This is a genomic window from Streptomyces cyaneus (assembly GCF_004028635.1).
In the GTDB taxonomy this organism is placed as follows: Bacteria; Actinomycetota; Actinomycetes; order Streptomycetales; family Streptomycetaceae; genus Streptomyces; species Streptomyces cyaneus.
Map to the genome: position 1 here is coordinate 318,826 of NZ_RQJW01000004.1, position 24,317 is coordinate 343,142.

The 24,317-nt window shown below is 69.7% G+C and carries 24 protein-coding genes; 14 read left to right on the plus strand and 10 right to left on the minus strand.

Translation table 11 applies throughout. From position 1 onward, the window contains the following. The first annotated feature begins 5 nt into the window (after window positions 1-5). The 9 genes from kdpA to EHO50_RS16820 all read left to right on the plus strand — a co-directional run bounded on the left by kdpA (window position 6) and on the right by EHO50_RS16820 (window position 11,415). Window positions 6-1,670, plus strand: coding sequence for a potassium-transporting ATPase subunit KdpA (kdpA, locus tag EHO50_RS16780; protein WP_128430953.1), 1,665 nt, complete (start codon window positions 6-8; stop codon window positions 1,668-1,670). Next, window positions 1,667-3,796, plus strand: a complete 2,130-nt coding sequence (gene kdpB, locus EHO50_RS16785) for a potassium-transporting ATPase subunit KdpB (RefSeq protein WP_181449634.1) — start codon at window positions 1,667-1,669, stop codon at window positions 3,794-3,796. The genes kdpA and kdpB overlap by 4 nt, the downstream gene beginning before the upstream one ends. 24 nt (window positions 3,797-3,820) lie before the next feature. Continuing rightward, complete coding sequence (locus EHO50_RS16790) at window positions 3,821-4,489, plus strand: potassium-transporting ATPase subunit C (RefSeq protein WP_181449635.1); 669 nt, start codon at window positions 3,821-3,823, stop codon at window positions 4,487-4,489. Window positions 4,490-4,619: 130 nt separating this feature from the next. Then, window positions 4,620-5,303: a response regulator gene (locus EHO50_RS16795; protein ID WP_128430955.1), complete on the plus strand. Its 684-nt coding sequence runs from the start codon at window positions 4,620-4,622 to the stop codon at window positions 5,301-5,303. 12 nt (window positions 5,304-5,315) lie between these two features. Then, window positions 5,316-7,859: a sensor histidine kinase gene (locus EHO50_RS16800; protein ID WP_128430956.1), complete on the plus strand. Its 2,544-nt coding sequence runs from the start codon at window positions 5,316-5,318 to the stop codon at window positions 7,857-7,859. A gap of 232 nt (window positions 7,860-8,091) precedes the next feature. Beyond that, entirely contained in the window at window positions 8,092-8,607 is a 516-nt protein-coding gene (locus EHO50_RS16805; protein ID WP_128430957.1) for a toxin-antitoxin system HicB family antitoxin, read from the plus strand. A gap of 96 nt (window positions 8,608-8,703) precedes the next feature. Beyond that, the gene (locus EHO50_RS16810; RefSeq protein WP_128430958.1) at window positions 8,704-9,546 is read left to right on the plus strand and encodes a DUF4097 family beta strand repeat-containing protein; all 843 of its coding nucleotides are present in this window, start codon (window positions 8,704-8,706) and stop codon (window positions 9,544-9,546) included. A 61-nt stretch (window positions 9,547-9,607) separates the two neighbouring features. Continuing rightward, on the plus strand, window positions 9,608-10,627 hold the full coding sequence (locus EHO50_RS16815) for an ATP-binding cassette domain-containing protein (protein WP_246101195.1): 1,020 nt from the start codon (window positions 9,608-9,610) through the stop codon (window positions 10,625-10,627). Further along, window positions 10,624-11,415: an ABC transporter permease gene (locus EHO50_RS16820; RefSeq protein ID WP_128430959.1), complete on the plus strand. Its 792-nt coding sequence runs from the start codon at window positions 10,624-10,626 to the stop codon at window positions 11,413-11,415. Before EHO50_RS16815 ends, EHO50_RS16820 begins: the two co-directional genes overlap by 4 nt. On the opposite strand, the gene EHO50_RS16825 is transcribed toward EHO50_RS16820, so the two are convergent. The 6 genes from EHO50_RS16825 to EHO50_RS16850 form a co-directional block, all read right to left on the minus strand. Beyond that, window positions 11,396-11,677: a hypothetical protein gene (locus tag EHO50_RS16825; RefSeq protein ID WP_128430960.1), complete on the minus strand. Its 282-nt coding sequence runs from the start codon at window positions 11,675-11,677 to the stop codon at window positions 11,396-11,398. The genes EHO50_RS16820 and EHO50_RS16825 overlap by 20 nt on opposite strands. Before the next feature lie 30 nt (window positions 11,678-11,707). After that, window positions 11,708-12,430, minus strand: coding sequence for a cation efflux transmembrane domain-containing protein (locus EHO50_RS16830; protein ID WP_128430961.1), 723 nt, complete (start codon window positions 12,428-12,430; stop codon window positions 11,708-11,710). A gap of 2 nt (window positions 12,431-12,432) precedes the next feature. Continuing rightward, window positions 12,433-12,768: an ArsR/SmtB family transcription factor gene (locus EHO50_RS16835; protein ID WP_128430962.1), complete on the minus strand. Its 336-nt coding sequence runs from the start codon at window positions 12,766-12,768 to the stop codon at window positions 12,433-12,435. Further along, the gene (locus EHO50_RS16840) at window positions 12,762-13,670 is read right to left on the minus strand and encodes an alpha/beta fold hydrolase (protein ID WP_128430963.1); all 909 of its coding nucleotides are present in this window, start codon (window positions 13,668-13,670) and stop codon (window positions 12,762-12,764) included. The genes EHO50_RS16835 and EHO50_RS16840 overlap by 7 nt, the downstream gene beginning before the upstream one ends. Before the next feature lie 43 nt (window positions 13,671-13,713). Continuing rightward, complete coding sequence (locus tag EHO50_RS16845; RefSeq protein WP_128431263.1) at window positions 13,714-14,385, minus strand: DUF4097 family beta strand repeat-containing protein; 672 nt, start codon at window positions 14,383-14,385, stop codon at window positions 13,714-13,716. Window positions 14,386-14,860: 475 nt separating this feature from the next. Next, window positions 14,861-15,652 (minus strand): alpha/beta fold hydrolase, encoded by a 792-nt coding sequence (locus EHO50_RS16850; RefSeq protein ID WP_128430964.1) that lies wholly within the window; start codon window positions 15,650-15,652, stop codon window positions 14,861-14,863. Window positions 15,653-16,035: 383 nt separating this feature from the next. Here EHO50_RS16850 and EHO50_RS46045 point away from each other — a divergent pair, with 383 nt between their 5' ends. The 5 genes from EHO50_RS46045 (at window position 16,036) to EHO50_RS16875 (ending at window position 20,156) form a co-directional block, all read left to right on the plus strand. Continuing rightward, window positions 16,036-16,263, plus strand: coding sequence for a hypothetical protein (locus EHO50_RS46045; protein ID WP_246101222.1), 228 nt, complete (start codon window positions 16,036-16,038; stop codon window positions 16,261-16,263). 32 nt (window positions 16,264-16,295) lie between these two features. Then, the gene (locus tag EHO50_RS46050) at window positions 16,296-16,739 is read left to right on the plus strand and encodes a hypothetical protein (RefSeq protein ID WP_246101196.1); all 444 of its coding nucleotides are present in this window, start codon (window positions 16,296-16,298) and stop codon (window positions 16,737-16,739) included. 458 nt (window positions 16,740-17,197) lie between these two features. Further along, window positions 17,198-17,551: an SAV_915 family protein gene (locus EHO50_RS16865; protein ID WP_128430965.1), complete on the plus strand. Its 354-nt coding sequence runs from the start codon at window positions 17,198-17,200 to the stop codon at window positions 17,549-17,551. Further along, entirely contained in the window at window positions 17,548-18,900 is a 1,353-nt protein-coding gene (lysA, locus tag EHO50_RS16870; RefSeq protein WP_128430966.1) for a diaminopimelate decarboxylase, read from the plus strand. Before EHO50_RS16865 ends, lysA begins: the two co-directional genes overlap by 4 nt. Window positions 18,901-19,055: 155 nt before the next feature. Further along, window positions 19,056-20,156, plus strand: coding sequence for a magnesium and cobalt transport protein CorA (locus EHO50_RS16875; RefSeq protein WP_128430967.1), 1,101 nt, complete (start codon window positions 19,056-19,058; stop codon window positions 20,154-20,156). A 93-nt stretch (window positions 20,157-20,249) separates the two neighbouring features. On the opposite strand, the gene EHO50_RS16880 is transcribed toward EHO50_RS16875, so the two are convergent. The 4 genes from EHO50_RS16880 to EHO50_RS16895 are packed head-to-tail and all read right to left on the minus strand — an operon-like array spanning window position 20,250 to window position 24,079. Further along, entirely contained in the window at window positions 20,250-20,918 is a 669-nt protein-coding gene (locus tag EHO50_RS16880) for a response regulator (RefSeq protein WP_128430968.1), read from the minus strand. Further along, entirely contained in the window at window positions 20,915-22,279 is a 1,365-nt protein-coding gene (locus tag EHO50_RS16885; protein ID WP_128430969.1) for a sensor histidine kinase, read from the minus strand. Before EHO50_RS16885 ends, EHO50_RS16880 begins: the two co-directional genes overlap by 4 nt. A gap of 25 nt (window positions 22,280-22,304) precedes the next feature. Then, window positions 22,305-23,150 (minus strand): ABC transporter permease, encoded by an 846-nt coding sequence (locus EHO50_RS16890; protein WP_128430970.1) that lies wholly within the window; start codon window positions 23,148-23,150, stop codon window positions 22,305-22,307. Beyond that, a complete protein-coding gene (locus EHO50_RS16895) occupies window positions 23,150-24,079 on the minus strand; it encodes an ABC transporter ATP-binding protein (protein WP_128430971.1) in 930 nt (309 codons plus the stop codon). Before EHO50_RS16895 ends, EHO50_RS16890 begins: the two co-directional genes overlap by 1 nt. Window positions 24,080-24,317: the final 238 nt, after the last annotated feature.

Genomic DNA, 24,317 nt, shown 5'->3' on the forward strand with positions numbered 1-24,317 from the left:
GCGATATGGGTCCCGTACTTGCGGGCGTGCTGCAGCTGCTCGCCCTGATCGCGGCGCTGGCGCTCGCCTACGTCCCCCTTGGCAACTACATGGCCAAGGTCTACTCCTCCGACAAGCACTGGCGCGTCGAGAAGTGGATCTACAAGGGCATCGGTGCCAACCCCGACACGGAGATGCGCTGGCCCGCGTACCTGCGCGGCGTCCTCGCCTTCTCCGCCGTCGGAGTCCTCTTCCTCTACGCCCTCCAGCGACTCCAGGGTGTCCTGCCGGGCTCGCTCGGCTTCTCCTCGATCGACCCGGACCAGGCGTTCAACACCGCCGTGTCGTTCGTGACGAACACCAACTGGCAGTCGTACTACGGCGAGCAGGCCATGGGCCATGTCGTGCAGACCGCCGGTCTGGCCGTGCAGAACTTCGTCTCCGCGGCCGTCGGCATCGCCGTCGCGGTCGCTCTCGTACGAGGCTTCGCCCGGTCCCGCACCGGTGAACTCGGCAACTTCTGGGCCGACTTGGTGCGTGGTGTCGTACGCATCCTGGTGCCGGTGGCCGCGGTTGCCGCGGTCGTCCTGGTGGCGTGTGGTGCCATTCAGAACTTCTCCGGCATTCACGAGGTCGGTCAGTTCATGGGCGGCTCGCAGCAGTGGAACGGCGGCGCGGTCGCCTCCACCGAGGCCATCAAGGAGCTCGGCACCAACGGCGGCGGCATCTTCAACGCCAACTCCGCCCACCCCTTCGAGAACCCCACCCCGCTCTCGAACCTCTTCGAGATCTTCCTGATCCTCGTCATCCCGTTCGCGCTGACCCGCACCTTCGGCCTCATGGTCGGCTCGGTGAAGCAGGGCTACGCGATCCTCGCGACCATGGCCACCATCTGGCTCGGCTTCACGGCCCTGATGATGTGGACCGAGTTCGCCCACCACGGCCCGGCGTTCGACATCGCAGGCGGCGCGTACGAGGGCAAGGAGGTCCGCTTCGGCGTCGGCGGCTCGTCGATCTTCGCGACGTCGACCACGCTCACCTCGACCGGTGCGGTGAACTCCTTCCACTCCTCCTTCACCGGCCTCGGCGGCGGCATCGCCATGCTCGGCATGATGCTGGGCGAGATCGCGCCCGGCGGTACCGGCTCCGGCCTCTACGGCATGCTGATCATGGCGATCATCGCGGTGTTCATCGCGGGTCTGATGGTCGGCCGTACGCCCGAGTACCTGGGCAAGAAGATCGGCACCCGTGAGATCAAGCTGGCGGCCTGCTACATCCTCATCACCCCGGCGCTGGTACTGATCTTCACCGCGTTCGCGATGGCTCTGCCCACGCCGGGCAACTCGATGACCAACAGCGGGGCGCACGGATTCTCCGAGATCCTCTACGCCTACACGTCGGCCTCGAACAACAACGGCTCGGCCTTCGCCGGTCTGAACGCGGACACGCAGTGGTTCAACAGCACGCTGGGTCTGTGCATGCTGCTGGGCCGTTTCGTGCCGATGGTGTTCGTGCTGGCGCTGGCGGGCTCGCTCGCCGAGCAGAAGCCGGTGCCGGCCACCGCGGGCACGCTGCGCACCGAGAAGCCGCTGTTCACGGGGCTGTTGGTGGGCGCGATCCTGATCATCACGGGTCTGACGTACTTCCCGGCCCTGGCGCTGGGTCCGCTGGCCGAGGGGCTGGCGTCATGAGCACCGACGTAACGAACCAAGAGGACTCGATGTCCACAGCCACTCCGACCCGGGCGCCGCACAGCGACGTACCCACCGGGCACAAGTCCCCCGAGGGCCGTGTAGGAGCGGGCCTCTTCGATCCCAAGCAGCTGGTCAAGTCGCTGCCGGACGCCTTCCGCAAGCTCGATCCGCGGGTGATGGTCAAGTCCCCCGTGATGTTCGTGGTGTTGGTCGGGTCCGTGCTCACGACGGTCTTCTCGTTCAAGGACCCGGGCGACTGGTTCGGCTGGACCATCAGCGCCTGGCTGTGGCTGACGGTGCTCTTCGCCAACCTGGCGGAGGCCGTCGCCGAGGGCCGCGGCAAGGCCCAGGCCGACACGCTGCGCAAGGCCAAGACCGACACGGTGGCACGCCGGCTCGTGGGTGACCGTGAGGAGCAGGTGGCCGGCACCGAGCTGAGGATCGGCGACCTGGTCGTCTGCGAGGCAGGCGACGTCATCCCCGGTGACGGTGACGTCGTCGAGGGCGTGGCGTCGGTCGACGAGTCGGCGATCACCGGGGAGTCGGCCCCGGTCATCCGCGAGTCCGGCGGCGACCGCTCGGCCGTCACCGGCGGCACGAAGGTCCTCTCCGACCGCATCGTCATCAAGATCACGACGAAGCCCGGCGAGACCTTCATCGACCGGATGATCAACCTGGTCGAGGGCGCCGCGCGGCAGAAGACGCCGAACGAGATCGCGCTGAACATCCTGCTCGCCTCGCTGACGATCGTCTTCCTGCTGGCCGTCGCCACCCTGCCGCCGTTCGCGGACTACGCGGGCACGCACCTGACGATGGTCGTGTTGATCGCTCTGCTGGTCTGCCTCATCCCGACCACGATCGGCGCCCTGCTGTCCGCGATCGGCATCGCGGGCATGGACCGGCTGGTGCAGCGCAACGTCCTCGCCATGTCCGGCCGCGCGGTCGAGGCCGCCGGTGATGTCTCCACACTGCTGCTCGACAAGACCGGCACCATCACGCTCGGCAACCGCCAGGCCGCCGAGTTCGTGCCGGTGCGCGGGACGACGGAGGCCGAGGTCGCGGACGCCGCCCAGCTGTCGTCGCTGGCCGACGAGACGCCCGAGGGCCGCTCCATCGTCGTACTGGCGAAGGAGAAGTACGGGCTTCGCGAGCGCCACCAGGGCGAGCTGGTCGGCGCCGAGTGGATCGCCTTCACGGCCCAGACCCGTATGTCGGGTGTGGATGTGGACGGTCGCAAGGTCCGTAAGGGTGCGGCCGGTTCGGTCATCGCCTGGGTCGAGCAGCAGGGTGGCACGGTCGCCGAGGACGCGGACCAGATTGCCAACCGGATCTCCGAGGCGGGTGGCACCCCGCTGCTCGTCGCGGTGGACGACGAGCAGGGCGCCCGTGTCCTGGGTGTCATCCACCTCAAGGACGTCGTCAAGGAGGGGATGCGGGAGCGGTTCGAGGAACTGCGCCGCATGGGCATCAAGACCGTCATGATCACGGGTGACAACCCGCTGACCGCCAAGGCGATCGCCGAGGAGGCGGGCGTCGACGACTTCCTCGCGGAGGCGACTCCCGAGGACAAGATGGCGCTGATCAAGCGGGAGCAGGCGGGCGGCAAGCTGGTCGCGATGACCGGTGACGGCACCAACGACGCCCCGGCGCTCGCGCAGGCGGACGTCGGCGTGGCGATGAACACCGGTACGTCGGCCGCCAAGGAGGCCGGCAACATGGTCGACCTCGACTCGAACCCGACCAAGCTCATCGAGATCGTCGAGATCGGCAAGCAACTCCTCATCACCCGGGGTGCGTTGACGACGTTCTCCATCGCCAACGACGTCGCGAAGTACTTCGCGATCATCCCGGCGCTGTTCGCGGCCGTCTACCCGGGCCTGGACAAGCTCAACATCATGGGCCTGTCCTCGCCGGACTCCGCCATCCTGTCGGCGGTCATCTTCAACGCGCTGATCATCATCGCGCTGGTGCCGCTGTCGCTGAAGGGCGTGCAGTACCGGCCGGTCAGCGCCGACAGGATGCTTCGCCGCAACCTCACCATCTACGGCATCGGCGGGCTGATCGCGCCCTTCATCGGCATCAAGCTCATCGACCTGCTCATCTCCCTCATCCCCGGGCTGTAACTTTTCAAAGGCGTGCTGATCCCCATGAACAACTCCGTTACGAACACCGCCCGGTTGCTCGCGGCGGGCCTGCGCGCCCTCCTCGTGCTGACCCTGGTGACCGGTGTCATCTACCCGCTGGTGATCACCGGCATCGCGCAGGGGCTGTTCAACGACAAGGCGAACGGCTCCGAGATCAAGGCGGACGGCAAGGTCGTCGGCTCGTCCCTGATCGGGCAGTCCTACAACCTGCCGCTGAAGGAGGGTCAGGAGACCCCCGAGCCCGACCTGAAGTGGTTCCAGGGCCGCCCGCAGAACGGCCTCGGCACCAACAGCGTCAACACGCAGTACAAGCTCATCCTGTCGGGCGCGACCAACCGGTCCGGCGACAACGAAGAGCTCATCCAGTGGGTGAAGGATGCCCAGGCCGCCGTCGTGAAGGACAACTCAACCGCCGACTACACGGTCAAGCCGTCCGACGTTCCCGCCGACGCGGTGACGTCCTCCGGTTCCGGCCTCGACCCGAACATCTCGCCCGAGTACGCGGAGATCCAGGTCCACCGGATCGCCGAGAAGAACGGCCTGCCCGTCGCCGAGGTCCAGAAGCTCGTCGACGAGCACACCGAGGGCCGCACGCTCGGCTTCATGGGCGAGCCCCGGGTGAACGTCCTTCAGCTCAACATCGCGCTCAAGGAACTCGTGGCCAAGAGCTGATGGCGTTACGCGATCCCCACGGGAGTCGGCGGCCCCGGAGACATCCCGGACCCGCCGACTCCCGTAGCCATAACGTCGGTTTCCCAACCGGCGTGCACGGCCCGACGTACGACTGGAGAGGCACACACCCATGACCCGGGTGCTCGTGGTGGAGGACGACCCGCAGCTCGTGCGGGCCCTCGTCATCAACTTGCAGGCACGTCACTACGGCGTGGACGCCGCCCCCGACGGGGCCACGGCCCTCCGGCTCGCTGCCGCGCGTCAGCCCGACGTGGTCCTGCTCGACCTCGGCCTGCCCGACATGGACGGCGTCGACATCATCAAGGGCCTGCGGGGCTGGAGCCGCATGCCGATCCTGGTCCTGTCCGCCCGCCAGGCGTCCGACGAGAAGGTCGCCGCGCTCGACGCCGGCGCCGACGACTACATCACCAAGCCGTTCAGCATGAACGAACTGCTGGCCCGCCTGCGGGCCGCCGTCCGCCGCACCGAGGACACCACGGCAGCCCCCGAGACGACGCTGGTCGAGACGGACGACTTCAGCATCGACCTGCTCGCCAAGAAGGTCGTCCGCGGCGGGCGGGACGTGCGGCTCACGCCGACCGAGTGGCACCTGCTGGAGATCCTGGTGACCAACCCGGGTCGGCTGATCACGCAGAAGCACCTCCTCCAGGAGGTCTGGGGTGTTTCGCAGAGCAACAAGACCAACTACCTGCGCGTCTACATGGCCCAGCTGCGCCGCAAACTGGAGACGGACCCCTCCCACCCCCGCTATCTGATCACCGAGCCCGGCATGGGCTACCGCTTCGAAGGCTGACCAAGGGACGACATGGCACGCGGCAAGCTCCGGATCTACCTCGGCGCGGCACCCGGCGTCGGCAAGACCTACGCCATGCTGTCGGAGGCACACCGCCGTATCGAGCGGGGCACCGACTGCGTCGTCGCCTTCGTGGAGCACCACCACCGACCGCGCACCGAGGTGATGCTGCACGGCCTGGAACAGGTGCCGCGCCGGGAGATCGAGTACCGGGGCAGTACGTTCACCGAGATGGACGTGGACGCCGTTCTGCGGCGTGCCCCCGCCGTCGCCCTGGTCGACGAGCTCGCCCACACCAACGTGCCCGGCTCCCGCAACACCAAGCGCTGGCAGGACGTCGAGGAACTGCTCGCCGCCGGCATCGACGTCATCTCCACCGTCAACATCCAGCACCTGGAGTCGCTCGGCGACGTGGTCGAGTCGATCACCGGGGTGCGGCAGCGCGAGACCGTCCCGGACGAGGTCGTACGGCGCGCCGACCAGATCGAGCTGGTCGACATGTCCCCGGAGGCGCTGCGCCGCCGTATGGCCCACGGGAACATCTACAAGTCGGACAAGGTCGACGCGGCCCTCTCCAACTACTTCCGGCCCGGCAACCTCACCGCCCTGCGCGAACTGGCGCTGCTGTGGGTGGCCGACCGGGTCGACGCGTACCTGACTGAATACCGCAACGAGCACCGGGTCTCGACCATCTGGGGCTCACGCGAGCGGATCGTCGTCGGCCTGACCGGCGGCCCCGAGGGCCGCACCCTGATACGGCGGGCCGCGCGGCTCGCCGAGAAGGGCGCGGGCGGCGAGGTGCTCGCCGTCTACATCTCCCGCAGCGATGGCCTCACCGCCGCTTCCCCGAAGGAACTGGCCGTCCAGCGCACGCTGGTCGAGGACCTCGGTGGCACCTTTCACCAGGTCGTCGGCGAGGACATACCGGCCGCTCTGCTCGACTTCTCCCGGGGTGTGAACGCCACCCAGATCGTCCTGGGCGTTTCCCGCCGCAGGAGCTGGCAGTACGTCTTCGGACCCGGGGTCGGCGCCACGGTCGCCCGCGAGTCCGGTCCCGACCTCGACGTCCACCTCATCACGCACGACGAGGTGGGTAAGGGCCGCGGCCTGCCGGTCGCGCGGGGAGCACGCCTCGGACGGTCCAGGGTCATATGGGGCTGGCTCGTCGGCGTGCTGGGCCCCGCCCTCCTCAGCTGGCTCTTGACCAGCGCCTTCCCGGACGTCGGCCTCGCCAACGACATGCTGCTGTTCCTGACCCTGACGGTGGCGGCGGCCCTGCTGGGTGGTCTCTTCCCGGCGCTGGCCTCCGCGGTGGTGGGCTCCCTGGTCCTGAACTGGTTCTTCACCCCGCCCGTCCACACTCTGACGATCGCCGACCCGAAGAACATCGTCGCCATCGCGATCTTCGTCGGGGTGGCCGTGTCCGTGGCCTCGGTGGTGGACCTTGCGGCACGGCGCACCCACCAGGCGGCGAGGCTGCGCGCCGAGTCGGAGATCCTGTCCTTCCTTGCTGGGAACGTCCTGCGCGGCGAAACCACACTGGAAGCACTCCTGGAACGGGTCCGCGAGACCTTCGGCATGGAGTCGGTGGCCCTGCTGGAGCGGACCGGCGAGAAGGATCCCTGGACCTGCGCCGGCAGCGTGGGGCCCCGGCCCGCCGGGATCCCTGAGGACGCGGACGTCGACGTACCGGTCGGCGACCACATGGCCCTGTCCCTGCGCGGCCGCGTGCTGCCCGCCGCCGACCGCCGGGTGCTGGCCGCGTTCGCCGCGCAGGCCGCCGTCGTCCTGGACCGCCAGCGCCTGCTGCGCGAGGCCGACCGAGCCAAGGAACTGGCCGAGGGCAACCGCATACGCACCGCGCTGCTGGCCGCCGTCAGCCACGACCTGCGCACCCCGCTGGCCGGAATCAAGGCGGCCGTGTCCTCGCTGCGCTCCGACGACGTCGAGTGGTCAGAGGAGGACCAGGCGGAGCTGCTCGAGGCCATCGAGGAGGGTGCCGACCGGCTCGACCACCTGGTCGGCAATCTGCTGGACATGTCCCGCCTGCAGACCGGCACCGTCACCCCCATCATCCGCGAGACCGACCTCGACGAGGTCGTGCCCATGGCGCTCGGCGGGGTGCCCGAGGACAGCGTGGACCTGGACATTCCCGAGACGCTGCCCATGGTCCACGTGGATCGGGGGCTGCTGGAGCGGGCCGTCGCCAACGTCGTCGAGAACGCCGTCAAGTACAGCCCGCCGCAGGAGAAGGTCCTCGTCTCGGCCAGCGCCATCGCGGAACGCGTCGAGGTGCGGGTGGTGGACCGCGGGCCAGGCGTCCCCGACGAGGCCAAGGACCGCATCTTCGAACCCTTCCAGCGGTACGGCGACGCGCCGCGGGGTGCCGGCGTCGGCCTCGGCCTGGCGGTCGCACGCGGCTTCGCCGAGGCCATCGGGGGCACCCTGAGCGCCGAGGACACGCCCGGCGGCGGCCTCACGATGGTGCTCAGTGTGCCGACGGCAGCGCAACGTCAGCAGGAGCAGCCGGACCTGTCGGCCACGGCCACCTCCTGACGGGCGAGACCCGAGGACCTCAGCCTTCGGCCGCATGGTGCCACGTGGTGCCATTCGGTGCCGCCCGGTGCCATCTAGTGCTCTCGGGAGCTGATGGGTGCGCATGGCATCAAAATGACGCGAGCCGTCCTCCTCGTGTTTCTGCAGCTCAGGGCGGCTTTTCTTCGGCTAGAACCACGCGGGGTGCCATGCGGGGTTGCGTGTGGCGCCACGGTGGTGCCATCATGGCGTCATGGACCTCACGCCGTATGTCGACACCCTCCACCGCGAACTCGCGGTGGCCGCCGAAGCCGGCGGCGACGAAGCCCGCGAGCTGGCCGAGCGGCTCACCGCTCCCCTGGAGTCGGCGACCCGGCTGACCATGCTCAACGTGCTCTCCGCCGCGATGGACGAGATCACCCGTGAACTCGCCCCAGGCTCGGTCGATGTACGGCTGCGCGGGCTCGACCCTGACTTCGTGGTGACGCTGCCGCCCACCTACGGCGGCGCCCCCGCGGAGCCGGCCGCACCCGTCGAACCGCTCAAGGCGCAGGCGCCCGCCGACGGCGACGAGGGCGGCACCGCCCGCGTCAACCTGCGGCTGCCGGCCCACCTCAAGGCCCGTGCCGAGGAGGCCGCGAGCCGCGAAGGCCTGTCGGTCAATGCGTGGCTGGTGCGCGCCGTGTCGGCCGCGGTCGACGGCGGTACGCGACCGCGGCCGACGGAGAGGACCAGTACCGGACAGAGCTTCACGGGCTGGGCGCGCTAGCCGCGCCCGCGCCCGCACCGCCCAAAGAACAGCACTGCACCCACACCACGTCCCACCAGCGGGGACGGCCCAAGGACTCATGAGGACGGGACAGCCATGCCTTCTTTCGACACTCCCGAACCGATTTCGGTTACCGCCTACGTGTACGCAGGTTCTATCCGGTTCATCGCAGGCGACCGCCTCGACACCGTCGTCGAGGTGCGCCCCCGCGCCCCGAAGAAGGACCTGGACGTACGGGCGGCCGACCAGACCGAGGTCGCCTACGCCGGCGGCGTCCTGACCGTCACCACACCCAAGGCCAATCTGCTCGGGCGCGGCGGCACCGTCGACGTGACGGTGGAACTGCCCACGGGCTCGCACATCGACGTGACCAACGCCGCGACCAGTGTGCTCGGCGAGGGCCGGCTCGGCGAGGTCCGTGTGAAGAGCTCGGCGGGCGACGTCCGCCTCGACACCACCGGCCCGCTGAAGCTGACCGCGTCGCACGGCTCGGTCACCGTGGACCGGGTCGAGGGCGCGGCCGAGATCACCAGCAGCACCGGCAATGTGCGCGTCGGCACCGTCGACGGCCCCGCCGTCCTGAAGAACTCGCACGGCGCCACGACCGTCGGCGCCGTGACCGGCGAGCTGCGGGTGAGCGGCGCCCACGGCGGCATCGACATCGCGCGCGCCGAGGCGTCGGTCACCGGCACGGCGACGCACGGCCACCTCCGCGTCGCCGAAGTCGCCCGAGGCGAAGTCCAGTTGGAAACCTCCAACGGGTCCATCGAGATCGGCATCCGCGAGGGTACGGCCGCCTGGCTCGACGTCAGCTCCAACCGCGGGCAGGTGCGCAACACGCTCGCCGCCTCCGAGGCCCCGGAGCAGACCGAGGACACCGTCAAGGTCCGCGCACGGACCAACTGGGGCAACATCGACGTCCTTCGCGCCCGGGCATGAGCATCGGCCCCGCCAACTCGCCCACTCCTCAGTCACTTCAGCCCTCGAATGGGAGAGCTCCATGGCTTCATCTGTCATGTCCACATCCAGGAGCGCTGGCGGTCCGCAGGCGCCCGCCGCCGTCTCCGCCGTCGGCCTGCGCAAGTCGTACGGCGACAAGACCGTCCTCGACGGCATCGATCTGCGTATCCCGGCCGGGTCCGTGTTCGCGCTGCTCGGCCCGAACGGAGCCGGCAAGACCACCGCCGTCAAGATCCTGTCCACCCTCATCACCGCCGACGGCGGGCAGGCCCAGGTCGCGGGCCACGACGTCGCCACGTCACCGGACGGGGTGCGCGCCGCGATCGGCGTGACCGGCCAGTTCTCCGCCGTCGACGGGCTGATCACCGGCGAGGAGAACATGCTCCTCATGGCGGACCTGCACCACCTGCCGAAGCGCGAGGCCCGGCGGGTCACGGCCGAGCTGCTGGACCGGTTCGACCTCACCGAGGCCGCGAAGAAGCCCGCCTCCACCTACTCCGGCGGCATGAAGCGCCGCCTCGACATCGCCATGACCCTGGTCGGCACCCCGCGGATCATCTTCCTCGACGAGCCGACCACCGGCCTCGACCCGCGCAGCCGCCACAACATGTGGGGCATCATCCGCGAGCTGGTCTCCGACGGCGTCACCGTCTTCCTCACCACGCAGTACCTGGAGGAGGCCGACGAACTCGCCGACCGCATCGCCGTGTTGAACGACGGCAAGATCGCGGCCGAGGGCAGCGCCGAGGAGCTGAAGCGGATGATCCCCGGCGGGCAAGTACGGCTCCGCTTCTCCGACCCGGCCGCGTACCAGAGCGCCGCCTCCGCCCTGCGCGAAGCCTCCCGCGACGACGAATCCCTCGCCCTGCAACTGCCGAGCGACGGCAGCCAGCGCGAGCTGCGCTCCCTCCTCGACTGGCTGGACTCGGCCGGCATCGAGGCGGACGAGCTGACCGTGCACACCCCCGACCTCGACGACGTGTTCTTCGCCCTGACCGGCGGCGCCGACATCCCCAACCAGCCGAACCAGCCGAACCAGCCGAAGGAGACGGCCCGATGAGCTCACTGTCCCTCACCGTGCGCGACTCATCCACGATGCTGCGCCGCAATCTGCTGCATGTGCGCCGTTACCCGTCGCTCACCCTGAACCTGCTGCTGTCGCCGGTCGTCCTGCTGCTGCTCTTCGTCTACATCTTCGGCGATGTGATGGGCGCCGGCCTCGACGGCGGCGGGGCGGACCGCTCCGAGTACCTCTCCTACATCCTCCCGGGCATCCTGCTGCTGACCATCGGCGGCACCACGATCGGGACGGCCGTGTCCGTGGCCATGGACATGACCGAGGGCATCATCGCCCGCTTCCGCACGATGGCCATCCACCGAGGGTCGGTGATCATCGGTCACGTCATCGGCAGCGTGTTGCAGTGCCTGATGAGCGTGGTCCTCGTGGGAGCCGTCGCCGTGGCCATCGGCTTCCGCTCCACGGATGCCACCGCTCTGGAGTGGATCCTGGCGGTCGGGCTGCTGACGCTCGTCTCCCTGGCGCTCACCTGGATCGCGGTCGGGATGGGCCTGGTCAGCCCGAATCCCGAAGGGGCCAGCAACAACGCGCTGCCGCTGATGGTCCTGCCGCTCATCTCCAGCGCCTTCGTGCCGGTGGACGCGATGCCGGGCTGGTTCCAGCCGATCGCCGAGTACCAGCCGTTCACCCCGGCCATCGAGACCCTGCGTGGGCTGCTGCTCGGCACCGAGATCGGCCACAACGGGTGGCTGGCCGTGGCCTGGTGCCTGGGGCTGGCGGTGCTCGGCTACGTCTGGTCCAAGTCGCTGTTCAACCGCGACCCGAAGTAGCGGGAGAAAGACCGGTCAGCAGCTTGAGGGCCGCGGCCCGCAGCTCGTCCCGTCCCGTCCCGTCCCAGGGCGGCGTACCCCGACACCCCGTCGGCGTACGCCGCCCACAGCGCTCCGCCGATACCGTCGCGGGGACCGCCTCCCGCAGCTCGGGTTCGCCGGTGAAGCCGAACGCGGCGGCGAAGAGGAAGCCGGGCGAGCCTCGGGAGTGGAAGCGCGCCATGTGGGCTGGTTCGAGGAACCCTTCCAGCAGGTCGGCCACCGGCGTCCGGCGTCCACCACCTCGGGACGGTCAGCTGCAGCAGGCGCAGCCGGGATGGCAGCCGCACGCGTCGCTGCTCGCCCCGGTGCTGGCGCCTGAGGCCGCCGCCGAAGGCGCGCAGCAGCCCTTGCCCTGCCAGGCGTCGCGGCCTTCCTTGATGGCGATGGCGGCGATGACGAGGGCGGCGATCGGATCCGCCCAGGACCAGCCGAGGACGGCGTTGAGGACCAGGCCGACCAGGAGCACCGCCGACAGGTAGGTGCACAGGAGCGTCTGCTTGGAGTCGGCGACCGCGGAGGCGGAGCCGAGTTCCCGGCCCGCCCTGCGCTGGGCGGCGGACAGGAACGGCATCACGGCCAGGGAGAGCGCCGCGAGGATGATGCCTGCAATGGAGCGTTCGGCCTCGCCGGCGCCGGTCAGGGCGCGGACGGCGTCCACGGCGACGTATGCGGCCAGCGCGAAGAACGACACCGCGATGATCCGCAGGGTGGTCGTCTCCCGGGCCTCGCGCACGGCATGCTCCCGGGCGGAGAACTGCCAGGCGACCGCGGCGGCGGAGGAGACTTCGATGACCGAGTCCAGGCCGAAGCCGATCAGTGCGGTGGAGGAGGCGAGGGTGCCGGCGGTGAGGGCGACGATCGCTTCGATGACGTTGTAGGTGATAGTGGCCGCGACCAGCAGCCGTATCCGCCGGGTGAGCGCGTCGCGGCGGGCCGTGGACGGACCGAGGGATATCGGTATCTCGGCAGCCATGGTCAGCAGCACCCCTTCTCGCCGGCCTCGACGCACGTCCGGTCGGTCTCCACGGCCACCACGGCGGTACGCAGATCATCCAGCGCGTGGCCGAGGCGTTCGTCGGCCAGTTCGTAGCGGGTGCGGCGACCGTCAGGCACGGTGACGACCAGGCCGCAGTCACGCAGGCACGCCAGGTGGTTGGACAGACGGGTCCGCGAGATGCCGAGGGCGTCGGCCAGGTCGGCAGGGTAGGCCGGGGCGTCGCGCAGGGCGAGCAGGATGCGACAGCGGATCGGGTCGGCGAGCGCACGGCCGAACCGGGCCAGTACCTCGATGTCGGAAGCAACAGTCAGCACACCAAGACAGTACAGTGAATCCTGAATTCAGGAAACAGTGGATCGATAGTGACGTGTCCTTGAGTGCGCCCGAGGCCGTACGCGCGGTCGAGGGATGCGACCTCGCGTACGGCCTCGGCGACGGCCGCGAAGTCCTTCCTCAGGATCGCGTCGTGGTTGCTGGCGACCTTCGCGCTGAGCCGGATGTTGGGGTTGCGCTCGAAGACCGCATCGAGGCCGGCGCGGATGCGTTCCTGCTCGTCGCCCTTGCTGCCCAGGGACGACCCTGAGGCGAGCACGTACCGCACCGGGACGGTGATGTCGTCCAGCACGGGGCCCAGCTCGCGTTCGCGGGAGATCCTGCCGAGCTCGATGTTGCACTCCGCCATCTGTGCGGCGGTCATCCGCGGGGTCAGGCCTGTCAGGCGCAGCAGCGGCGCGAACCAGCTCACCCGCCGGAACAGCTTGCGGATCCGCTGCTCCATGGCCTCGTCCAGCCAGTCGTACGGTGTCGCGCCGTCGACCAGGACCGCGCCCAGGGCTCGCTCCGGGTTCCGTTCGGCCCAGTGCGCTCCGACGTACGCGCCGTAGGACCAGCCCACCACCAGTGCCCGGTCCACACCCCGGGCCGCGAGGACGGCGTCGACATCCCGGACGGCCGCCTCGAAGGAGTAGTCCGCCGAGCGCTTGGATTTCTTGCCGCGGGCCCGCTCGTCGTAGGTGATGTGTCGCCAGCCCGGGCCCAGTTCGGCGAGGACCCGCCGCCAGTAGCCCTGAGTGGCGAACTGGCCGTTGAGGTAGACCACGGGGATGCCGGGGCCGCCGGTGTCGGTGACGGCCAGGGCTGTGTCATCGACCGGAACCATGCCGGTCCACTGCGAGCCGGCCGTCGAGCTGATCGAGGAAGTGCTGTTCTTCGTCATCTGTTCCACCTGTTCGTGTCGTGGGCCGGGCTTGCTGGCTGCTTCAGAGGCTGCGGGCGGTGATGTCGCCGTAGCCGGTGGTCGCGTGGATGGTGAGCTCGGCGGCGGCGCCTTCGCTGTTCTTGAGCGCGTTGTTGATGCGGCCGTAAGAGGTGTCGGCGTCCAGTGAGGCGGAGGCTCCGCGGGCGGCGCCGACGGAGATGTCGCCGGACTCGGTGCACAGGGTGAGGGTGCCGCGTACGGCCTCGCCGATGCGGAGGGCGCCCTTCTGGGTGCTGATCTCTGCGTCGCCGTCCAGGCGGCCGACCTCGATGTCGCCGGACTGGAGGGCGAGGCGGACGCTTGCGGCCTCGTCCAGCCTGACCGGTCCCTGCGCGCTCTTGAAGGTGACGTCGCCGAGACGTCCGAGGCCCCGGAACTCGGCGCCCGCAGCCTTGGCTTCGACGCGGGAACCGGCGGGCAGCTGGACGTTCACCTCGACGGCACCGGAGGGGCCGAAGAGCTCGTTCTTCGGCTCCGGCGCCTCGATCCGCAGGACGCCGTCGCTGTAGGAGACCTCGATCCGCTCCGCCGCCTTCGCGTCACGGCTCTTCGAGGCGTCCGCGGGCAGTATCTCGACGGTGGTGTCGGCCCGGTCGCCGGCGATGAACTGGACGCGTCCGGCGGGGATGTCGAGGATGGCGGCGATCGGGGCGGGGGTGTCGAACTTCTGCATCATGCTCTCCTGTGACTCGTTGTTTCCGATACAGGAAAAGCTACGTTGCGTTCATCGATCTGACAACCGACTCGTTGCGTAGAAGTGTTATTAGTGCAGGTTAAGTCAAGGAAATCATTGCAATGACCGTAAATTTAATGCAACGTCGACCATCGGTCCGTTGCAATGGTCCGGCGGCGAACGCTATGGCGCTCACTCAAGGCCGGAGGCTTTGAACACGGCGCGGGCGGTTTCGCCGTCCACGCGCCGGGAGATGCGCCGCAAGGCGGTGGTCCCGCACAGCAGTCAGCCGTGGGGAGATGCCGTCCATGCAGCGGACCGAGACCAACAGGTCCGCCCGTACTCGGTGTTCGCGCATCAGCCGGCGTGTGGCCATCCAACGGTTCTCCACCTGTGACGTGCCGTTCGGTTGCTGCCGTAGCAGGGCTGGGCGACCACAATGATCATCACTCGTCCCCGACCGTTACGCGGTAGCTCAGGCGGCCAGGAACGGCTTGATAGTGCGGACGAGTTCCTCAGGGTGATCGAACTGCGGTGTGTGCGTGCCCGGGGTCCGCAGCAACTCAGTCCCGAGGCGGGCGGCGAGCCAGGTTCCGACCTCGTGGAAGAAATCCGGGGAGTCCTGGCTGACCAGGGCTCGGGCGGGCGCGGCGATGCCGGCGAGCGCCGCGTCGTCTGGGCAGTACGGCTCGAACTTCCCCATCTCGACGCCGAAGAGCGTCTCACCGTTCGCGAGCATCCTCTGGCGCAGCCCCGGCTCCAACTGCTCCCAGTTGACGTCGCCGGCGGCCCACCGCATGAAGCGCTCGACGGCCACCTCAGGACCTCCGGCGGCCATGCCTGCTTCGACGACCGCGCCCACGGCGGCCTGGACCTCGCCCGCGTTCTTCACAACAGACAGCAGTGGGGGTTCGTGCAGTACAGCGCCACGGACGACGGCGGGGTGCCGGACGAGCAAGTCCAGGGCGAAGATGGCCCCATAGCTGTTGCCGTACACGGCAGCGGGAGCGAGCCCGAGCGCGGTGAGCAGGGCGGCCGCGTCGTCCGCCTGCTCGGCCACCGAGGTCGTATGCCACCCGGCGGGCCGCGGACTGCGCGAGTTGCCCCGTCGGTCGTAACTGAGCACGGTGAACTCGTCGGCGAGCAGGCCCGCGACCCGGTCGAAGGCGCCGGCATCGCCGCCCGCACCGGCGATGAACAGCACCGACGGGCCGCTGCCACGCCGGTCGTAGTAGATGTCCGTCCCGTTGACAGCAACCGACGGCATGGCCACCCCCTTCACTCGGCGCGGGTCTTCCCGCTCTGCGCTCGGATACTGCCGGTCCGGCCACCCGTGCGCATCGGACGCGGCGCGCGGTGTCGCCTACGGGTGGGCGTGTCGAGCGGCTGAACGGGGGCCGCCGCGTTGCGGCTCCGAGCGGGCGCAAGACCTACTGCCGCATCAGCAAACCTGTGGTGCGGTGACGTGGCGCACCTTTTTGACTCCACTCCGCGACGCGAGTCCGTCAATCCGTGCTGGTGGCAGAGCGAGTGCGGGTTCATGAGATCGATGATGATGAGGGCAGGCGGCTGCTGCGGATCATCCGCAGGGGCACCGGGTCGGTGGTGATCTGGCGGCGGGCGCAGATGGTGTTGCTGTCCGCGCAGGGCATGCCCGTGGCGAAGATCTCCGAGGTGACGTTCACCAGCGCGGATCGAGTCCGGGATGTGATCCACAACTTCAACGCCGGCGGCTTCGACTCGCTCTCCCCCCCGAAGTACTCCGGCGGCCGGCCGGCCGGCCGAAGACCTTCACGCTGCTCGATCGCCCAGAGATCAAGAAGATCGCGAGGTCCAGGCCCACCGAGCACGGCCTGCCGTTTTCGACCTGGAGCCTGACCAAGCCGGCGGACTTTCTGGTTGCCGAGGGGGTGGTCGACGACATCAGCCACGAGGGCCTGCGCATCCTGCTCCGCGAGGAATGCGCCTCGTTTCAACGCCGGAAGACCTGGAAGACCTCCCGCGACCCTGACTACGCAACCAAGAAGGCCCGCGTCGAACACCTCTACGCGATCGCTGACGGCGAGGTCATAGCCGAGGACGGCGAGCCCGAAGCCGTCTTGTGCAAGGACGAGTTCGGGCCGCTCAACCTGATGCCCCACCCGGGGCGGCAGTGGGCCGAACGCGGCGGCAAGCACAAGGACCAAAGCCGTGAACCGCGCCGCAGGCGGCGGGCGACCAACAACCGCTGCGACGGAGTACGGCACCTGTTCGCCGCACTGGACCTGACCAGGGACCGCTACATCATCTGGCGAAACGGCCACGCCGACGACCGGCGCCTACGCGCAGTCGTCGACAGGGCGAACGTTGCCTGACGCAGCACCCGTCGGCCTCTTCCGTTCCGAGCCCGTCAGCACGGTGACGAAGACGCCGGTAGGCACGATGAACGCCTTCGCCGACTCCACGATCCCGCGCAGGTTGACGGCCGTGATCATGGCGAGCACCAGGAGGCACACACATCACCCAACGCCTTGAGCAGCCTCTCCCGCGCCAGCCGCTCCCAGTCCTCGACCAGGACGGCCGCGGCCGGTGGCCTGTGAGCCGCGCACCCCCCACACGGCACTTCTTGGCGCTCTTCTGACGGCCCTTCCCGCGCTCTCACACCGGCCGTGTCAGCACTCCGTCAAGGTCACCGGGATCGCCGTCAGCGTCCCGTCAGGGGACGCCCTGAGGTGGGGGACAGCGGGCATAACGTCGAAGGCGAGCCCCGGTCCGCCTCCCCGCGTCCGGGGCCTCACCCCTCACTCGCTCCCTGCCTTCCAGGAGACACTCCATGGCAGAACTCCTTCAGGACGACGACCCCGAGCCCTCCGATCCGTTCCCGGCCGGCCCCCTTTACGTCCCGGTCCGGCCGGGCCCCTCCGGATGTGCGGCCCGGCTCTTCCGCACCCCGCTTGGCGACCGTACGGCCGTCGGATTCACCTCCGAGCGCAGGCTGACCGCCACGCTCGGCCCGGGCCAGGCGTGGATCCGCCTCGCAGAGCCGGCCCTGAGCGCCCTGACCGCGCCGCTCGGCATCACCACCGTCACGGTGGACCCGCTGTTCTCGGCACCGGCGCCCGCGCCTGTCGAGCCCGCCGCTGCCGTGCCCGGGCCGCGGCTCGTCCGAGAGGGGCAGTCACGATGACCACGGTTCACGAACCCACCGCCAGCTCCACGGCCACCGCCACCGCCACGTCCGCCGGACTGTCGGTGTGGCCCGCCTCGACCACCGAGCCCCGGCACGGCGACCTCGCCGTGGGCGGCGTATCGCTCGCGGAGCTTGCCGACCGCTTCGGCACCCCCGTCTACGTCCTCGACGAGGCCGAGGTCCGCGACCGCTGCCGCACCTACCGGGACGCCTTCCCCGACGCCGAAGTCCTGTACGCGGCCAAGGCGTTCCTGTGCCGGGCCATGGCCCACTGGGTCGACGAGGAGGGCCTCGGCCTGGACGTCTGCTCGGCCGGTGAACTGGAACTCGCCGTCACCACCGGCTTCCCGCCGGAGCGGATCACGCTGCACGGCAACGCCAAGTCCCCTCACGACCTGGACACCGCCCTGCGCCTGGGCGTCGGCCGCATCGTCATCGACAGCCCCTCGGAGATCGCCCGGCTGGCCGCGGCGGTCGGACCCGGCGGCCACCAGAAGGTGATGGTCCGGGTGGTGCCGGGCATCAGCGCCGGCGGCCACGAGAAGATCCGCACCGGTACCGACGACCAGAAGTTCGGCCTCTCCATCACCGACGGCTACGCCCAGCACGCCATCGCCCGCATACTCGACCAGCCGCAGCTCGAACTCACCGGACTGCACTGTCACTTGGGTTCGCAAATCACCAGCGTCAAACCGTATCTGGCGGCCGTACGGCGGGTCGTGGGCCTGATGGCCCGCCTGCACGAACAGCACGGCCTGCTCCTGCCCGAGCTCGACCTCGGCGGCGGCCACGGCATCGCCTACCGCCCCGGTGAGCCCGCCCTGGACCTGACGTCACTGGCCCGCAAGGTCCGTGCCGAACTCGCCGACGCCTGCGCCACGTCCGGACTCCCCGTCCCCCGCCTGATCATCGAACCGGGACGGGCGATCGTGGGCCCGGCGGGCGTCGCGCTCTACCACGTGCTGTCCGTCAAGCACACCGGCTCGCACACCTACGTCGCCGTGGACGGCGGCATGAGCGACAACCCGCGCCCGGCCCTGTACGGCGTCCGGTACGTCCCTCGTCTGATCGGCAGGCACAGCTCCGCGGCCCCGGCCCTGGTGACCGTGGTCGGACGGCACTGCGAGGCGGGCGACATCCTGGCCGCCGACATCGAGCTCCCGGCGGACGTACGCCCCGGTGACGTCCTCGCCGTACCCGTGGCCGGGGCCTACCACCTGTCCATGGCCTCCGGCTACAACCTGGTCGGCCGCCCACCCGTGGCCGCCGTACGCGACGGCATCGCCCGTCTCCTGGTCCGCCGCGAGTCCCTGGAGGACATCCGCAGCCGGGACGTCGGCCTGTAGCGCGTCGACGTGTCGGAGGGGGCGGCAGCCCCCCTCCGACCGAGGCAGCCGTAGGCGCCACCTGGTCTTCCGCAAGAAGCGCCGGCTCTGACATCCGCCTTATCGCCGTTTGGCACACTGTGCGGATCCAACGGTCCGGTGAAGGAGAATCCCGCATGTCGATGGTCGGCAGCCTGCGCAAAGTCGCGAACCTGGCGCGGCGCACCCGCCGTCGCCGCGTGGACCTCAGCCACCCGGCCCGCTCCCCACTCGGCTCGACCGTGGTCAACTGTGTCGTCTATCACGACGGCGTCCGCCGACCCGGACGGGACTCCGTGGCCGAAGCCGTCCGGCACGCCCGCAAGCACCGGGGCGGCTTCGTCTGGCTGGGCCTGCACGAACCGGGCGAGGAGGAGTTCGCCGACGTCGCGGAACTCTTCGGCCTGCACCCGCTCGCTGTCGAGGACGCCGTCCACGCCCACCAGCGCCCCAAGATCGAGCAGTACGGCGAGGTGCTGTTCTCCGTCTTCAAGACCGTCACCTACGTCGAACACACCGAGCTGACGGCGACCAGCGAGGTGGTGAACACCGGCGAGATCATGGTCTTCACCGGCCCCGACTTCGTCGTCACCGTCCGCCACGGCCGCCACGGTTCCCTCGGCCCCCTGCGCGAGGACCTCGAAGCCCACCCGGAACTGCTGGCCAAGGGCCCCTCCGCCGTCCTGCACGCCATCGCCGACCACGTCGTCGACGACTACGTCACCGTCGCCGACGCCGTCCAGAACGACATCGACCAGGTCGAGACCGACGTCTTCTCCCCGCACAGCCCCCGGAACGCCGACGCCGGCCGCATCTACCAGCTCAAGCGTGAACTCCTGGAGCTGAAGCGGGCCGTGGTCCCGCTCGCCCGCCCCCTCGACCGGCTCGCCACCGAACCCCGTGCATGCGTCGACAAAGAGATACAGGCGTACTTCCGGGACGTCGCCGACCACCTCACCCGCGTCACCGAGCAGATCAACTCCTTCGACGCCCTGCTCGACTCCATCCTCCAGGCCCACCTCGCGCAGGTCACCGTCGCCCAGAACGAGGACATGCGCAAGATCACCGCGTGGGCCGCGATCATCGCCGTACCCACCATGGTCTGCGGTGTCTACGGCATGAACTTCGACCACATGCCCGAACTCCGCTGGACCTTCGGCTATCCCCTCGTGCTCAGCGTCATCGCCACCGCCTGCGTCCTCCTCCACCGCAACTTCAAGCGCAACGGCTGGCTGTAAGAGCAGGTTGGTGGGGGGTGGGGGCGGGGTGACCGCCGCCGTACGTCGAGCACTGTGCGGAGCTTCTGGGAACCGACCTGGTGCGGGACGCGGTTACGACTTGGCCCTGACCAGCCCGGCGTCGTAGGCCATGATCACTGCCTGGATGCGGTCGCGGGCCCCGATCTTGGCGAGGACCCTTCCGACGTGCTTCTTCACCGTGGACTCGGTGAGGACGAACCGTTCGGCGATCTCCGTGTTGGTCCAGCCCTGGCCGATGGCGACCAGCACCTCGCGTTCGCGGTCGCTGAGCGTTTGGAGCCGGGGGTCCTGCGGGGCTGGTGCGTCGGTCGGTGCGAGGACCTGGTGGGCGTAGGCGTCCAGCAGTCGGCGGGTCAGTCGGGGGGCCACGACGGCGTCGCCGGTGGCGACCGCGCGGATACCCGCGACGAGTTCCTCGGGGCGGGCGTCCTTGAGCAGGAAGCCGCTGGCTCCGGCGCGCAGACCGTCGTAGGCGTACTCGTCGAGGTCGAAGGTGGTGACGATGAGCACCCGGGTGCGGCCGCCGGTGGCGATGATGCGGCGGGTGGCCTCGATGCCGTCCATGCCGGGCATGCGGATGTCCATGAGGACGACGTCCGGGCGGAGTTCAGCGGCCATGCGGACGGCCTCGGCGCCGTGCTCGGCCTCGCCGACGGGCTCCAGGCCGGGCGTGCCTTCAAGGAGCATGCGCACGCCCATGCGCTGGAGGGGCTGGTCGTCGGCGATGAGTACGGTGGTCATGGCAGGCGGTCTCCTGGTACCGGCGGGGTGGGGGCGGAGGGTACGTCCAGCACGACGTCCACATGCCAGCCGTGTCCGATCCCCCGTGGTCCGATGTCGACGGCGCCGCCGTACATGGCGGCGCGTTGGCGGATGCCGACCAGGCCGTGCCCGGCGTTGCCTGAGTCGGTGGGCGATTCCGGCCGCGTTCGTACGGACACCCCGGGCGGTGTTCCGGTGTCGGCGACCCCGATCCGCACCTTGCCGGCATCGACCGCCACGGTGACGTCGGCCGTGGAGCCTGGACCCGCGTGCTTGAGCGTGTTGGTCAGCGCTTCCTGCACGATGCGATAGACGGTGAGCTGCACGCCGCTGCCCAATGAGTCGAGGTCGCCGACGGTCCGGTAGGTCACCGTCAGACCCGCTGCACGTACCCGAGCCAGCAAGGGATCCAGATCGCCGATCCCCGGCTGTGGGCTGAGCATGCGCACGTCGTCCCGCTCCTCGCGCAGGACGCCCAGCACCCGGCGCAGTTCACTCATGGCCTGGCGGCCGGTGTCGCCGAGGATGCGCAGGGCCTCGGCGGACTGCTCGTTCCTGTTGGCGGCGAGGGTCGCGGCGCCGTCGGCCACACTGACCATGACGGAAAGATTGTGGCCGACGATGTCGTGCATCTCGCGCGCCACCCGGGAGCGTTCGGCGGCGGCGGTGAGTTGTACGCGCTGGTCGCGCTCGATCTCCAGGCGTCTGGCACGGTCCTCCAGCGCCGCCAGATACATCCGGCGGATACGCAGGGTCAGACCGACGGCCATGGCCGCCGTCGCCGTCCCCAGCAGGAAGAAGAGGCCACGCAGCGGATTACCGACATCCACCAGGACGCAGACCGCCACGGTCATTTCGACGACGGTGACCGCGGCGGCCCAGCCCAGCACCCGCAACGAACCGTGCAGAGCCAGCGAGTACAGGGCGATCAGCGTGCTCACCCCGGCCTGCTGCCACACGCCGAACGACCACTGCACGAGGGACACGAGAGCGATCACGAAGAACGCGACGGCCGGGGCCCGGCGACGCCACCACAGCGGCACGATGAGTGCCGCGGCGAAGAGGAACAAGACGCCGGACGGCAGCTGATCGCGGCGGACCGCTTCCCCGAAGGGACCGTGGCTGGTGTCGGAGAGCAGGTCGGGCAGGCTGATGAGGGCGACGATCAGCACCACCGCGGTGTCGAGCAGCCACGGATGCCTGCGGTCCAGCCGCTGCCGGTCCCGCTGGCCGCGCCACATACGGCCCAGGACGGGATGCGCCCAGTCGGCGTCGAACCCGGGGGACGGCGACGCCCCCTGGGCGGTGTCCGCGGCGGCTGCCGCGCGTTCCGCGCTCATGGACACCATTGTCCTCAAGCCCTGGTCAGGCGTCGGTCTTGACGAGTCGGAAGGCGGCCCCGGCGAGTGTCAGCGCCACCCAGCCGGCGAAGACCGCGAGACCCACTCCGGGCGAGAGAGCGTCCGAGGACTCGTGGAGGGCGTAGACGGCCGACCCCGCGTTGCTCGGGAAGTAGGGGCTGAGCGTGTCGTACCACGAGTCCGGCAGCAGCGAGGCCAGGCCGGGAAGGATGAGCAGGACGCCGACCAGGGCCGCGATCGCCCCGGCGGAGGAGCGGATCAGTGCGCCCAGGGCCACGCCGAAGACGGCGACCAGGGCGAGGTAGACGCCGGCTCCGGCCAGGCTGCGCAGCACGCCGTCGTCGGACAGGGCCAGTGAGATCTTCTCGCCGTCCAGTCCCGGTGTCCCCAGCTGGAAGGCGGCCAGTGCGCCGATGGTGGTGAGGACCAGGGCGATGGGTCCGATCACGGCGGCCTTGGACCACAGGACGGGCAGCCGTCGAGGTACGGCGGTGAGGGTGGAGCGGATCATGCCGGTGGTGTACTCGCCCGCGGAAGCCAGCACCCCGAGGACGCCGATGGCCAGGGACGCGAAGGTCACGCCGGTCAGGGCCAGACTGACCGCGTCGCTGTCGCCGCCGGAGCCGCCAGGGCCGGGCGGCCCGCCGGTCGCGACGGCGTCGGGACTGTAGGTGTAGGCCGCCACCGCCCCGAAGAGGACCAGCAGGAACACGGCGACGCCGAGGGTGATCCAACTGGAGCGCAGAGACCAGAACTTGGCCCACTCCGAACGCAGCACCCGAAGGCCGGTCACCTTGTACTTCGTGGTGCGGGCGGAGGAGGGGGCGGGGGCGAGGCTGGTGACGGTCATCAGGCGGCCTTTCGCTCGGTGTCGGCGGGAGCGCTCTGGTACTCGACGACATCGCGGGTGAGTTCCATGAACGCCGTCTCCAGCGAGACGGCCTGCGGGGTGAGTTCGTACAGCGCCACACCGTGCTGGGCGGCGATCGCCCCGATCTCGCGGGTGTCGCGCCCGGAGACGAGAAGTTCCTCGGCGGAGGTGGAGCTGATCGTGACGTCCGGTCCGGCCAGCAGCGAACGCAGCCTCATGGCCTCGGCGGTGGCGACCTTCACGCCCCCGCCACCGGCCTCCCGGGTGAAGTCGTCGACCGTGGTGTCCGCCAGCAGCCGGCCACGCCCGATGATCACCAGGTGGTCGGCGATCAGCGCGGTCTCGCTCATCAGGTGCGAGGAGAGCATCACGGCCCGGCCTTCGTCGGCCAGCGAGCGCAGCAGGTTGCGTACCCACAACACGCCCTCGGGGTCGAGGCCGTTGACCGGTTCGTCGAGCATGACGATCGCCGGGTCGCCGAGGAGGGCCGAGGCGATGCCGAGCCGCTGGCCCATGCCGAGGGAGAAAGCGCCGACCCGCTTGCCCGCCACGCTGCTCAGCCCGGCCAACTCGATGACCTCATCGACCCGGCGCCGCGGAATGCCATGGGTGTACGCGAGTGCCATCAGGTGGTTGAACGCACTGCGGCCGGGGTGGACGGACTTGGCCTCCAGCAGGGTGCCGATCTCGTGCAACGGCGCGGCGTGCTGGGCGTAGGACCGGCCGCCGACAGTGACCGAGCCCCTGGTGGGGGAGTCCAGGCCGACGATCATGCGCATCGTCGTGGACTTGCCCGCGCCGTTGGGGCCGAGGAAGCCGGTCACCTCACCGGGCTTGACGGTGAAGCTCAGGTTGTCGACGACCGTCTTGTCGCCGTACCGCTTCGTCAGCTCACGCGCTTCGATCATGGGAGTGGGCCTTCCTGCCTCGAACCTCGAACCCGTCCGCGGGTTGCGACGTGGTGTCTGCTTTCGAAGCTACGAGCCCCGCAGGTCAGGACTTTGGGACTGCGGGGGAATCTTCGGTGGCCCACTGGTACCGCGGTACCACTCGCGGGTCTTGATCCAGGACCGACGTGACAAATCGCCGAGGTGGCTTGCGTGTGCCTGTGGGTCGCATCGCCGGTTGCCGGCCGGGCCGGCCCTC